Origin of the sequence: Bartonella sp. CR84HXZ, from assembly GCF_042194535.1 — a bacterium.
Classification (GTDB): domain Bacteria; phylum Pseudomonadota; class Alphaproteobacteria; order Rhizobiales; family Rhizobiaceae; genus Bartonella; species Bartonella grahamii.
The window spans coordinates 47,512-60,125 of sequence record NZ_JBHIMY010000003.1 but is presented as its reverse complement, the minus strand read 5'-3'; the positions used below and the strand labels follow the sequence as shown (position 1 = coordinate 60,125).

Genomic DNA, 12,614 nt, shown 5'->3' with positions numbered 1-12,614 from the left:
GATAGGGAGGATTTATTTATGAAAATTGCTATTCAGATGGATCATATTTCAACAGTTCGGATTCAAGGAGATACGACATTTGCACTCGCTTTAGCAGCACAAGAACGTGGACATTCTCTCTTCCATTATACACCAGATCGTTTATCTCTGTGCGATGGTTGTGTGATTGCACGACTAGAGCCATTGATTGTGCATGATAAAGAGGAAAACTACTATCAATTAGAAAAGCCTGTTCGCACGGAATTAACAGATATGGATGTGGTTCTTTTACGCCAAGATCCACCTTTTGATCTCAATTATATCACGACGACTCATTTGTTAGAACGTATTCATCCTAAAACACTCGTTGTGAATGATCCAGCATGGGTACGCAACAGTCCAGAAAAAATTTTTGTTACTGAATTTTCTGATCTGATGCCAGAAACATTAATTACCAAAGATATTGAAGAAATAACAGCTTTTAGAGAGACATTTGGCGATATTATTGTTAAACCACTTTATGGAAATGGGGGCGCTGGTGTTTTTTATTTAAAACAAGATGATCGCAATTTAGCATCATTGTTGGAAATGTTTGCAGAAATTTATCATGAACCTTTTATTGTTCAGCGCTATTTAGAGGCAGTACGAAAAGGAGATAAAAGGATTATTTTGCTTGATGGTACACCCGTTGGAGCTATTAATCGAATTCCGACAAAAACAGATGTGCGCTCTAATATGCATGTTGGAGGTCGCGCGGAAAATGTTGAGTTAACAAAACGTGATTATGAGATTTGTGAACGCATTGCTCCAGCCTTAAAGGAACGTGGTCTTCTTTTTGTGGGGATTGATGTGATCGGAGATTATATAACAGAAATTAATGTGACGTCTCCTACAGGAATTCGTGAAATTAAACACTTCTGCGGTACAGATGTTGCTCATTTGTTTTGGGATGTTATTGAGTTCAAGCGTTCAAATTAATTTATTTGACAGAGGACAAAAACATGGTTTTAAAAAAATGATCCATGTTGTTTTTTATATTTGTTATGTTGCAAATGTGAACTAGAATGACCGTATGATATAAATTAAGAGGCTTTGTCCTCAATTTTTAGGGAGTTTATAGATGAGCAGGGTATTATCAATTGGAGTGGGATTGATTTTTGCGCTACTGCTGTCAGCAAATGGAGGCAATGCGCGCGATCAAATACAGATTACTGGTTCATCTACAGTTTTACCTTATCAAAAGATTGTTGCTGAGACATTTGGAGAAATTTATCCCCATTTTAAGGTTCCTGTTATCGAATCGGGTGGAACAGGAGCTGGTATTAAGGAATTCTGCCGTGGTATTGGGGAGAACACCGTTGATATTGTTAATGCTTCGCGAGCCATGAAACCGAGTGAATTACAGTCTTGTGTTGATGCTGGTGTAAAAGATGTTGAGGAAATACGTATTGGGTATGATGGTATTGTTTTTGCAACAGATATTAAAGGTCCTGATTGGAAATTAAAGCCAGTAGATGTTTATAAAGCTCTTGCTGCTCGAATTATTATAGATGGAAAGTTGCAACCGAATAATGTTTTGAAATGGAGTGCAGTTAATAGTGCTCTTCCTGATTGGACGATAGCAGCGTATATTCCTGGAGAGAAGCATGGGACGCGTGAAGTTTTTGAGGAAAAATTACTTACTGAGGGGTGTAAAGAGAGTGGGGCAGTTGAGGTGATGAAGTCTTTAGGAATGGATGATAAGGAGATACACACTGCTTGTATTGCGGTACGTAAGGATGGAAAAGCGGTTGATATTGATGGTGATTATTCTGAAACATTTGCGCGTCTAACTTCTAATAAAACAGGGGTTGGTATTTTTGGTTTGTCTTTTTATCAAAATAATGCTGATAGGCTAAAGGTTGCCGATATTAACGGTTTTGCGCCAACAGTTGAGACGATTTCTAGTGGACAATATCCAGTTTCTCGACCGCTTTTTTTCTATATTAAGAAAGCACATTTAGATATTGTTTCAGGTTTGCGAGAGTATGTTGACTTTTTTCTTTCTGATCAAATGATTGGTCCAGATGGTCCTTTGGCTGAATATGGTTTGATTGTTTCTCCTGAAAAGGAGCGTCAAGCACAGCGTTCTGATTTTTCTACTGGTCGAGTAATGACATTGAAATAATTTGCAGGGAATAATTGGTTGGATTTCTGGGATAGGAAATTTAGGTGCTATTTTTTATAAAAACTGAAAGATAAAATGCGCATTTCCTTCATTATTTTTCTATTATTGATTTTTGGATTTTGTGGCTTTTGTATTTCTTATATGCGAGCACGCATTCTTGAATACAAACAACATAAGATGCATTCTCGTGCGTATTATTATGGCTGGTGGACATTTTTGATTACTGTTATTCCAGCTTTTATTTTTTTAATTGTTTGGGATGCTGGGAGTACAATTTATTTAGAATATAATGCCTCTCGAGAGCTTGGGGCGTATAGTGCGCATGTAACAAAGTCTGTAAATCATGATCTACTTTGGGAGACACTTCGAAGTCTCGTCAAAATGATTCATCGCTTTGAGGGGAATCTTTCTACCGCTTCCTATAAGGAAGTGCAGGCACAGTTATTCGCGAAGGGATTGATTTTACCTAGTGAAGCATCGGATGATGTGTTCAAAATAGCACAGTCGTGGGTATTCTTTTCTGAAAAGCTTAAGTTTATAGGCTATGGTTTCCTTTTTATTATTGCGTCTTTGGGTTTTATCTGTGGAATGGTGCAAATTGCGCCTCATCAGCGTGCGCGCAATAAGGTTGAATCTTTTATTATTATTGGATTAATTTGTGCATCTATTGTTGCAGTCTTGACAACAATAGCCATTGCGCTTTCTATGCTTTTTCAGACAGTAAGCTTTTTTCAGTCTGTATCATTTTCAAATTTCTTTTTAGGAACAGTTTGGGATCCGCGTTTTTCCGCGAGCGGCTCAAGCGATGAAGTAGGACAATTTGGTTTAATACCGCTTCTTGCTGGTACGCTTTATATTGCATTTGTCGCCATGCTTTTTGCTGTACCTATAGGGCTATTTTCAGCTCTTTATATGGCTGAGTATGCTTCTGCGCGATTGCGAGCAATTGTAAAACCATTATTAGAAGTTCTTGCTGGCATTCCAACCATTGTTTATGGTTTTTTTGCTTTGAAGGTTGTAGGACCATTTTTACGTGATCTCTCTGTTTCTCTCTCAGATGGGGTTGGGTTTATTATGGCACAAAGTGTTTTGACCGCTGGAGTTGTGATGGGAATTATGTTGATACCTTTTGTTTCCTCTTTATCGGATGATGTTATTACGGCTGTTCCACGCATTTTACGTGAAGGTTCTTATGGTTTAGGCGCAACGCAATCTGAAACAATTAAAAAAGTTGTTATACCAGCAGCGCTTCCAGGGATTATGGGGGCCATTTTGTTAACGGCATCGCGTGCAATTGGAGAAACAATGATTGTGGTTTTGGCGGCAGGTGTTGCAGCAAACTTAACACTCAATCCTTTCGAAGCAATGACTACGATGACTGTTAAGATTGTTAATCAATTGACCGGTGATTTTGAGTTTAATTCTCCACAAACTCTGGTGGCTTTTGCCTTAGGGATGACGCTCTTTGTTATGACACTTTTGATGAATATTCTGGCTCTTTATATTGTGCGTAAATATCGGGAACAATATGAATGAATGAAGATTTTTTCCCTCGTCGCAATATTAGCCTCAAGCGTCGGTATTGGGCTGAACGTCGTTTTCGTGCCTATGGTTTGATTGCTATTTTTATTGGTTTGTTTTTTTTATTTACGCTTTTATGGTCTATCATTAGTCAGGGTTATACAGCTTTTTTTCAAAGTGAAATGACATTATTGATTTATTTGGATGAAAAGGTCATTGATCCAAGTGGTCAACATAAAACAAAACCGCGAGTGCTCATGACGGCGAATTATCCACTTCTTGTACGCAATGCTTTAGCAAAGAAACTTAATATAGATCAAAATGACCGCGCCTCTCTTCGAGAAGTTAACCGTATGTTTTCAAATGGTGTCCGCGTTCAGCTGCGTGAAATGGTAACAAAGAATCCAAAACTGATTGGCACAATGCAAAAAGTTAAGGTTTTGGCATCTGCGGATATTGATTCTGCTTATAAGGGACAGATTGATCTGCGTGTAGCAGAAAAAAACCGTAAAGTTTCTAATCGACAAGTAGAATGGATAAAGCGTTTAGCGCATGATGGTACGCTTTATAAAACATTTAATATTGGTTTTTTTACATTTGGCGCTTCAAGTCGTCCTGAGACTGCGGGATTAGGTGTTGCGATTATTGGTTCTCTTTATATGATAGGCATCGTTTTATTAGTTTCACTTCCGATAGGCATAGCAACGGCTCTTTATTTGGAAGAATATGCACGCAAAAATAAATTTACAGATTTTATAGAGGTTAATATCAATAATCTTGCAGCTGTTCCTTCAATTGTGTTTGGTCTTTTAGGACTCTCGTTTTTTGTTAATTTTTTAGGATTACCACGTTCAGCCTCTTTTGTTGGTGGTCTTGTTTTAGCGCTCATGACTCTTCCCACGATTATTATTGCAACACGTTCTGCTCTGCGTGCAGTTCCTCTCTCTATTCGTGCAGCAGCTTTAGGACTGGGAGCATCAAAAACACAAATGATTTTTCATCATGTTGTTCCTTTAGCTGCGCCTGGTATTTTGACAGGCACAATTATTGGAGTCGCACAGGCTTTGGGTGAAACAGCGCCTTTGCTTCTGATTGGAATGGTTGCTTTTGTTGTTAATATTCCTACAACCCCCATGGATCCAGCAACGGCTTTGCCTGTTCAAATTTTTATGTGGGCGGGTGAAGCAGAGCGCGCTTTTGTTGAAAAGACGTCAGGTGCTATTATTGTATTAATGATTTTTCTTGCAATCATGAATATTTCTGCGGTTTGTTTACGTCGACGATTTGAACGCCGCCAGTAATTTTAATAAAATAACAGTTTTGATAAGATTTTTGTAAGGTGAATTTTTGCAATGAAGATTAAAATGCGAGGTCAGGATGTGAAGGTTTCTTATGGAGACAAAGAAGCACTCCACGGTATTACACTTGATATTCCTGAACATCAAGTAACAGCTTTGATTGGTCCATCAGGATGCGGAAAGTCGACTTTTTTGCGTTGTTTTAACCGTATGAATGATACGATTGAAGGCGCTAAAACAACCGGTCTTATTACTTTAGATGGGGAAAATATTTATGACCAGAGGATTGATGTTGTAGAATTGCGCGCTCGTGTTGGAATGGTTTTTCAAAAGCCTAGTCCTTTTCCAAAATCTATATTTGAAAATGTTGCGTATGGTCCACGCATTCATGGTTTAGTTAAAACGCGCTCTGAATTGCATGATATAGTTGAAAAGAGTTTGAGGCAGGCAGGTTTATTTGAAGAAGTAAAAGACCGTCTTCATGATCTTGGAACAAGTTTATCAGGGGGACAACAACAGCGTTTGTGTATTGCACGTGCTATTGCGGTTAGTCCTGAAGTTATTTTGATGGATGAGCCCTGTTCAGCTCTTGATCCCATTGCGACGGCACGGATTGAAGAGCTTATCGATGCATTACGGCAAAATTATACAATTGTTATCGTAACGCATTCCATGCAACAGGCTGCACGTGTTTCTCAATATACGGCTATGTTTCATTTAGGGCACTTGGTAGAAGTTGGTGCAACTGAAATGATCTTTACCTCACCAAAAGAGCAACGGACGCAAGATTATATTACGGGGCGTTTTGGATAGGTGAATTGAGGAGTGTAAGATATGTCTATGAACCATACTGTCCGTTCTTATGATGCAGAACTAAAATATTTAAAAGCAAGGATTACAGAAATGGGGAGCCATGCAGAAAGGATGATTGAACGTTCTGTCGCATCGGTTGTGTGTAGTGATCTTCAACTTGCAACGACAGTGATTGCCGATGATGTGTTTTTAGATGAAGCAGAACGTGACATTGATGAAAAAGCGGTTGCTATTATTTGCAAACGCCAACCGATGGCTGTTGATTTGCGTGAAATTATTGGAGCCATTCGTATTTCTTCTGATCTTGAGCGGATTGGGGATATGGCTAAAAACATTGCTAAAAGGACAGTTGCACTTTCAGAAATACGTCAATCTGCTTCTGTTTATCATGGGCTTGAAACAATTACAGCTTTAGCACTCAATCAATTAAAAGAAGTCTTAAATGCTTATACGAGTCGCCTATTAGAGCGTGTTGACGCTGTGCGTGAGCGTGATGAGAAGATTGATGCTTTGTATACTTCTCTTTTTCGTGAATTTTTGACATATATGATGGAAGATATGCGCAATATTACGGTTTGTACACACTTGCTGTTTTGTTTAAAGAATATTGAACGAATTGGTGATCATGTTACTAATATTGCTGAAATGCTGCATTATATCATAACGGGTTACCATATGTCTTCTGATCGTCCTCGCGATGACCTTACTTATAAAGTTGGGGTAGGTGAGAAGAAAATAGATTAAAATTTTTCTTATATGTATAAGATAAGTTTGTAGATACTATGAGTATTTTCTTACAGTGCGGCTATAGAAAGAATAAGATAGCCATATTATGGAAAAGTACAAAGAAGCAACAAAGAGTTTTTTCAGAGAAGCATGGCAGATTGCTAACTCTTGGTTTGACATATTTGTATATTGGATGATATCATCACTCGTATTATGGCCGGAGGGGAGTTTTCTTCTAGATCATTTTGTTAAAATTTTATGTTTTTATATTAAAGGGGATATCTGTATTATTTTTTTCAATATCGATGCAAAGAGTTTTGGTATCCAAATTTTTTTGGATGTAGAAGAAGTGGATAGTGTTGCTTTATTGTAATTGAAACGTGTGGGTTATTATGGCCTATATTGGACCATGAAGAATAACAATATTGATCTGTAAATTAAGAGTTTTTTATTTTTTATTTTGCATAGATATTTTTTTATTACCTCTTGTATTAAAATTTTACTGAGTGGTAACAATCGGCTATGTACTTTATTAAGAGATACATTTAAAGCTCATTTCAAAATTTGAATAGCTCAGAGATTATAGGAATGTGTTGCATAAGATGAAAAAAAATCGTTGGAATGTTTTTGTTACCTGTTGTGTAGCGCCGTTAGTTGTTGTGGGGTGTGCTTCAAATCGTTTAGATACTGGAAAAGTAAATAATAATAAGACAAAAACAGTTACGTATCCATTGACAGAGCGTCAATGTCTTATGCGAGCGATGTATTTTGAATCAAATCGCACAAGCCGTGAAGGAATGATTGCCGTTGGGACGGTTGTTATGAATCGTGTTAATTCAACCGCCTATCCTAAGACGATTTGTGGTGTTGTTGGTCAATATAAGCAGTTTGCTCCTGGTGTTTTAACGCGTCCTATGACGGAGAAAGCATCTGTTGCTCGTGTAAGAGAGGCGGCTGATGCTGTTTTACGGGGTGAACGAGATAAGAAAGTTAAACACGCTAAGTTTTTTCATACCGCTGGTTTGTCTTTTCCGTATAAAAACATGCATTATGTTCAGGTTGCAGGGGGAAATGCTTTTTATGAAAAACGATCACGTGATGGGGAACTTCAAGTTCCTACAAATAATCGCCCTTATGATGTTGCTTATGCTTTTGCTCAAGAACGTTCTGGTCATGCGCCAAGCTTTATAGATGAAGGCACAGAAAGTAGGGGAGTAAAGGTAGAGAAAAGTGCATCTCCTTCGATAGAAGTAGCACAGTCCAAAACGGCACATCCTGCGCATTTTGCTATGGTACAGCTTGATAAAGTTCCTATTCCTGCCTATGCACCTCAACATCTAGCTAGGAAAGAGGAAAATAAAACGATTATGACTTTGCCTTCATCAGATCAGTTAAATGCAATTGTTGCAATGTTAGAAAAACGACACAGAAACTGGTAAGTTTTCACGACAAAAGAAGGGTTATACGCCCATTGCGGTTTATGAATTAAGTGATCCTTTAGCGATAATGACACGCATCAATATACGTAGAGAAAGTAAACTCAAAGGATCTAAAAAACAATTTATAATATGACGACGTAAAGAACGCATTTTATTTAAAGAAGGGTATTGGTAATGTACTTTGATATTCATGAGACAATTTCGCCTGAAATGCTTAATCGTCTTGCAGAAATTACAGTAAAAGTGGGGTTGAATTTACAAGAGGGGCAAGATCTTGTTTTGACTGCTCCAGTTTCAGCATTACCTTTTGTTCGGCGTATTGCATATCATGCTTATAAGGTTGGTGCTGGTGTCATTACACCAATTTTTAGTGATGATATGTTATCGATTACACGTTTTGAAAATGCCCATACAGCTAGTTTTGATTGTGCCCCTTCTTGGCTTTATGAGGGAATGGCAAAGGCTTTTGAAAATGGGGCAGCGCGTTTAGCAATTGTTGGTGATAATCCTTTGCTCCTTTCCAATCAAGATTTTGATAAGGTTGCGCGTTTGAATAAGGCGACTTCACTAGCTTACCAGCCTGCTCTCAAAAAAATATCGAATTTTTCTATAAATTGGTCAATTGTTGCTTATCCAACAGCAGGATGGGCTGAGGCAATGTTTCCTTCTTTACCACTGAATGAGGCGATTAAAAAATTAGCCGATGCAATTTTTTCTGCTTCACGTGTTACAGAAGAAGATCCAGTACATGCGTGGGGTGTCCATAACGAGAATTTAAAGAAACGATCATCTTGGCTTAATGAGCAGCGTTTCTCTGCCTTACACTTTACAGGGCCAGGGACTGATTTAACTGTTGGTTTGGCAGATGATCATGAATGGCATGGTGGTGCATCCGTTGCTCAAAATGGTGTTATTTGCAATCCGAATATTCCGACAGAAGAAGTTTTCACGACTCCTCATGCTCATAAGGTTGAAGGTTTTGTTCGTTCGACGAAACCACTTTCCTATCAAGGAACACTGGTTGATAATATTGAAGTACGTTTTGAAGCAGGGCGTATTGTTGAGTCTCGTGCATCAACGGGTCAGGAAGTTTTGCAACAGGTTTTGCAAAGTGATGAGGGTGCAAGCCGATTGGGCGAAGTTGCTCTTGTGCCCCATTCTTCACCAATTTCTAAGAGTGACCTCCTTTTTTATAATACCTTATTTGATGAAAATGCTGCATGTCATATTGCTTTAGGGCAATGTTATTCCAAATGCTTTTTAGATGGGGCATCATTGACGTCAGAAGAGATTGCAGCACGTGGTGGTAATAAAAGTGTCATTCATATTGACTGGATGATTGGTTCTGGCGAAATTGATATAGATGGCATTACCCAAGATGGTGTAAGAGTTCCTGTATTTCGTAAGGGTGAATGGGCTTAATCCTGTTATGCCGCATTCGATGTGGAGTGGGATGTAAGCCTCATTGATACGTTAAGTATTTTAGAGTGTTTGGTGAATATTCAAGGCAGGGCTTGGCTATAAAGCCTTTAGTTAAGTGACTCATATGATTAGGACGCCAAGAGAAATCCACTCATCAAAAATTTGTTTCTTATAGAGCAGATGTAGAGGAAACCTTCGTTCTTTGAGGGGGGAAAAGAAGTCAATTTATTGGTGATACAATTGGAAAGTGTATAATTATTAAAGAAGAGAGATGCCTGAACTTCCTGAAGTAGAGACAGTTCGTCGTGGACTTGAGCCTGTTGTAACTGATGCAAAGATAGTATCTGTCAGACTTAATCGTAGAGATTTGCGCTTTCCTTTTCCTGAGGCTTTTTCTGAGCGCCTTATTGGCAGAACAATTATAGAACTTGGTCGGCGTGCGAAATATTTATTATTTCATCTTTCTCAGGATGAAACGATTTTAAGCCATTTAGGAATGTCTGGTTCATGGCGTATAGAGAATGATCTTTTAAGAACAGTTTTTTCAACGACAAGTAAATTAGTTAAGCATGATCATTTTGTCATGGATATTCAAACAAGGGATGGTGAAGTTTATCATCTTATTTATAATGATGTGCGTCGTTTTGGATTTATGCTTTTAGTCAATACGGACAAGCTTTATGAACATCCACTTTTAAATAAGCTAGGGCTTGAACCTATGAGTAATTCGTTTTCTGGTCGTTATTTACAAAAGGCTTTTGTTAATAAAAAAATGTCTCTCAAGAGCGTTTTACTTGATCAGTCTATTGTTGCAGGTCTTGGGAATATTTATGTTTGTGAAGCACTTTGGCGGAGTCGTTTGTCGCCACAACGTGGTGCATTTACATTGGCATCAAAAACGGCACGTGCATGTGAATTTGCAGATTCTTTAGCACAAAATATACGCAATGTGATTTCTGAAGCCATTTTGTCTGGTGGCTCTTCTTTACGTGATTATATGCATATAGATGGTTCACTTGGTTATTTTCAACATGCTTTTTCAGTTTATGGACGAGAAGGTAAGCAATGTTTGGAATGTGGAACGCCTATTGTGCGTATTTTACAGGCTGGACGTTCAAGTTTTTACTGCTCACAATGCCAAAAATGAATAAGGTGTCTTGCAAAATCTTACAAGAGGCTTAAAGTCGTCGTATCTATAATATAATTACACAAGGCTTGAGAGGTTTTTTTATGCTGAATAAAGTACTAACACATCTTGATGGAAATATAGAAAAGAGCCTTGAACGCCTTTTTTCTCTTTTACGTTTTCAATCGATTTCTACAGACTCGGCTTACAAGGATGCATGTCGTAAAGCAGCTGATTGGTTAGTAGAGGATTTAAAAAGCATCGGTTTTGAGGCTTCACGTCGTGATACACCGGGTCATCCAATGGTTGTTGGGCATCATCCAGGACCTTCGGATGATTGTTTGCATGTGTTGTTTTACGGACATTATGATGTTCAACCTGTTGATCCTTTGAGTTTATGGGAGGATGATCCATTTACACCTTCTTTAAAAGAGAGAGATGGAGAGAAAGTTATTTGTGCTCGTGGAGCTTCAGATGACAAAGGTCAGTTGATGACTTTTATTGAAGCATGTCGTGCATTTAAGAAAGAAACAGGGCAGCTTCCTGTTAAAGTTACTATTTTATGTGAAGGTGAGGAAGAATGTGCTTCTCCTTCCCTTATTCCTTTTTTAAAAGAAAATAAAGATGAACTTAAGGCAGATTATGCATTGGTTTGTGACACGTCAATGTGGGATGCGGATACACCATCTATTGCTCTTTCTCTTCGGGGAATTATGGCAGAAGAGATTATTATTACAGCAGCGAATCGTGATTTGCATTCTGGTTATTTTGGAGGAGTAGCAGCTAATCCCATTCGTATTTTAACGAAAATCTTAGCAGGACTTCACGATGAAAATAATAGGGTAACACTTCCTGGTTTTTATGATGGCGTAGAAGAAACACCTCCACAGATTTTGCAGTTATGGAATGAACTTAATTGTACTGCTGAAAATTTTCTTGGTCCTATAGGGCTTTCTATTCCTGTTGGTGAAAAAGGGCGGAGCATTTTAGAGCTTGTATGGGCACGTCCTACCATGGAAATTAATGGTATTAGTGGCGGCTATGAAGGGGAAGGGATGAAAACGGTTATTGCTTCTCAAGCGAGTGCAAAAGTATCGTGTCGTTTGGTGCATAAGCAAGATCCAGAGAAAATACGCCAAGCGTTGCGTGATTATGTACGTAGCTCAATTCCTGCTGATTGTAAGGTTGAATTTAAGAATCACGGTTCTTCTCCGGCACTTCAGATTTCTGATGATTCATCTTTTATCAAGGAGGCGAAGGATGCCTTATCACAAGAGTGGGAAGTGCCTGCTGTCTTGACAGCCATGGGGGGCTCGATCCCAATTGTAGCAGATTTTCGGTCAATTCTTGGTATGGAGACTCTTTTGGTTGGTTTTGGACTGGCTGATGACCGTATTCATTCTCCTAATGAAAAGTATAATTTAAAATCGTTTCATAAGGGGCAGCGGTCTTGGGCGCGTATTCTTGCAGCTTTAGCAAGTAGGAGGGTAAATGGCTGAGATTCGTGTTCATCAAGGTGATTTACCAAACTTAGACAATTATAAAACTGATGCCATTGCGATTGATACCGAAACTTTAGGGTTACAACCACATCGTGATCGTTTATGTGTTGTTCAGCTTTCTTCTGGAGATGGTACTGCTGACGTTATACAAATTGCTAAAGGACAAAAGAGTGCACCTAATTTGGTCAAGCTTCTTGGAGATAACGCAGTTATCAAAATATTCCATTTTGGGCGTTTTGATCTTGCGATTTTAGCGCATACATTTGGTGTCATGCCAGAAGCTATTTTTTGTACAAAGATCGCTTCTAAACTCACGCGTACTTATACGGATCGTCATGGCTTGAAAGAAATTTGTAATGAATTGCTAAATGTGAATATTTCTAAACAGCAACAATCTTCGGATTGGGCGGCAGAAACGTTATCACAGGCACAAATTGAATATGCTGCGTCGGATGTGTTATATTTGCATCGTTTAAAAGTTATATTTGAAGAACGTTTAAGACGTGAAGAGCGAGAAAGTGTTGCCAAGGCGTGTTTTCAATTTTTGCCTATGAGAGCTAAGCTTGACCTTTTAGGATGGGCGGAAGTGGATATTTTTGCGCATAGCTAACTTTAAAATTG

12 protein-coding genes are annotated in these 12,614 nt (G+C 38.5%); all 12 read left to right on the top strand.

Annotation, left to right across the window (positions count from 1 at the left end; genetic code table 11):
* The first annotated feature begins 18 nt into the window (after positions 1-18).
* The gene (gene gshB / locus ACFIKD_RS02310) at positions 19-957 is read left to right on the top strand and encodes a glutathione synthase (protein ID WP_375635973.1); all 939 of its coding nucleotides are present in this window, start codon (positions 19-21) and stop codon (positions 955-957) included.
* A gap of 142 nt (positions 958-1,099) precedes the next feature.
* Positions 1,100-2,146, top strand: a complete 1,047-nt coding sequence (locus tag ACFIKD_RS02305; protein WP_375635972.1) for a PstS family phosphate ABC transporter substrate-binding protein — start codon at positions 1,100-1,102, stop codon at positions 2,144-2,146.
* A gap of 75 nt (positions 2,147-2,221) precedes the next feature.
* On the top strand, positions 2,222-3,682 hold the full coding sequence (gene pstC / locus ACFIKD_RS02300) for a phosphate ABC transporter permease subunit PstC (RefSeq protein ID WP_375635971.1): 1,461 nt from the start codon (positions 2,222-2,224) through the stop codon (positions 3,680-3,682).
* Positions 3,679-4,968: a phosphate ABC transporter permease PstA gene (pstA, locus tag ACFIKD_RS02295; RefSeq protein ID WP_375647128.1), complete on the top strand. Its 1,290-nt coding sequence runs from the start codon at positions 3,679-3,681 to the stop codon at positions 4,966-4,968. The genes pstC and pstA overlap by 4 nt, the downstream gene beginning before the upstream one ends.
* A 51-nt stretch (positions 4,969-5,019) precedes the next feature.
* Complete coding sequence (gene pstB / locus ACFIKD_RS02290; protein WP_273787813.1) at positions 5,020-5,778, top strand: phosphate ABC transporter ATP-binding protein PstB; 759 nt, start codon at positions 5,020-5,022, stop codon at positions 5,776-5,778.
* Between the two features lie 21 nt (positions 5,779-5,799).
* Positions 5,800-6,522 carry a phosphate signaling complex protein PhoU gene (phoU, locus tag ACFIKD_RS02285; RefSeq protein ID WP_375635969.1) on the top strand — a complete coding sequence of 241 codons (723 nt, stop codon included), beginning with the start codon at positions 5,800-5,802 and terminating at the stop codon, positions 6,520-6,522.
* A gap of 88 nt (positions 6,523-6,610) precedes the next feature.
* Complete coding sequence (locus ACFIKD_RS02280) at positions 6,611-6,877, top strand: hypothetical protein (protein WP_375635968.1); 267 nt, start codon at positions 6,611-6,613, stop codon at positions 6,875-6,877.
* Between the two features lie 229 nt (positions 6,878-7,106).
* The gene (locus ACFIKD_RS02275) at positions 7,107-7,943 is read left to right on the top strand and encodes a cell wall hydrolase (RefSeq protein WP_375635967.1); all 837 of its coding nucleotides are present in this window, start codon (positions 7,107-7,109) and stop codon (positions 7,941-7,943) included.
* Between the two features lie 174 nt (positions 7,944-8,117).
* On the top strand, positions 8,118-9,365 hold the full coding sequence (locus tag ACFIKD_RS02270; protein WP_375635966.1) for an aminopeptidase: 1,248 nt from the start codon (positions 8,118-8,120) through the stop codon (positions 9,363-9,365).
* Positions 9,366-9,636: 271 nt separating this feature from the next.
* Positions 9,637-10,512 carry a bifunctional DNA-formamidopyrimidine glycosylase/DNA-(apurinic or apyrimidinic site) lyase gene (mutM, locus tag ACFIKD_RS02265; protein ID WP_375644624.1) on the top strand — a complete coding sequence of 292 codons (876 nt, stop codon included), beginning with the start codon at positions 9,637-9,639 and terminating at the stop codon, positions 10,510-10,512.
* An 83-nt stretch (positions 10,513-10,595) separates the two neighbouring features.
* Positions 10,596-11,990, top strand: coding sequence for a M20/M25/M40 family metallo-hydrolase (locus tag ACFIKD_RS02260; protein WP_375635964.1), 1,395 nt, complete (start codon positions 10,596-10,598; stop codon positions 11,988-11,990).
* Positions 11,983-12,603 (top strand): ribonuclease D, encoded by a 621-nt coding sequence (locus ACFIKD_RS02255; protein WP_375644623.1) that lies wholly within the window; start codon positions 11,983-11,985, stop codon positions 12,601-12,603. Before ACFIKD_RS02260 ends, ACFIKD_RS02255 begins: the two co-directional genes overlap by 8 nt.
* Positions 12,604-12,614: the final 11 nt, after the last annotated feature.

Coding starts and splice junctions, on each gene's coding strand:
- gshB (WP_375635973.1), top strand. CDS start 19: ATGAAAATTGCTATTCAGATGGATCATATTTCAACAGTTCGGATTCAA.
- ACFIKD_RS02305 (WP_375635972.1), top strand. CDS start 1,100: ATGAGCAGGGTATTATCAATTGGAGTGGGATTGATTTTTGCGCTACTG.
- pstC (WP_375635971.1), top strand. CDS start 2,222: ATGCGCATTTCCTTCATTATTTTTCTATTATTGATTTTTGGATTTTGT.
- pstA (WP_375647128.1), top strand. CDS start 3,679: ATGAATGAAGATTTTTTCCCTCGTCGCAATATTAGCCTCAAGCGTCGG.
- pstB (WP_273787813.1), top strand. CDS start 5,020: ATGAAGATTAAAATGCGAGGTCAGGATGTGAAGGTTTCTTATGGAGAC.
- phoU (WP_375635969.1), top strand. CDS start 5,800: ATGTCTATGAACCATACTGTCCGTTCTTATGATGCAGAACTAAAATAT.
- ACFIKD_RS02280 (WP_375635968.1), top strand. CDS start 6,611: ATGGAAAAGTACAAAGAAGCAACAAAGAGTTTTTTCAGAGAAGCATGG.
- ACFIKD_RS02275 (WP_375635967.1), top strand. CDS start 7,107: ATGAAAAAAAATCGTTGGAATGTTTTTGTTACCTGTTGTGTAGCGCCG.
- ACFIKD_RS02270 (WP_375635966.1), top strand. CDS start 8,118: ATGTACTTTGATATTCATGAGACAATTTCGCCTGAAATGCTTAATCGT.
- mutM (WP_375644624.1), top strand. CDS start 9,637: ATGCCTGAACTTCCTGAAGTAGAGACAGTTCGTCGTGGACTTGAGCCT.
- ACFIKD_RS02260 (WP_375635964.1), top strand. CDS start 10,596: ATGCTGAATAAAGTACTAACACATCTTGATGGAAATATAGAAAAGAGC.
- ACFIKD_RS02255 (WP_375644623.1), top strand. CDS start 11,983: ATGGCTGAGATTCGTGTTCATCAAGGTGATTTACCAAACTTAGACAAT.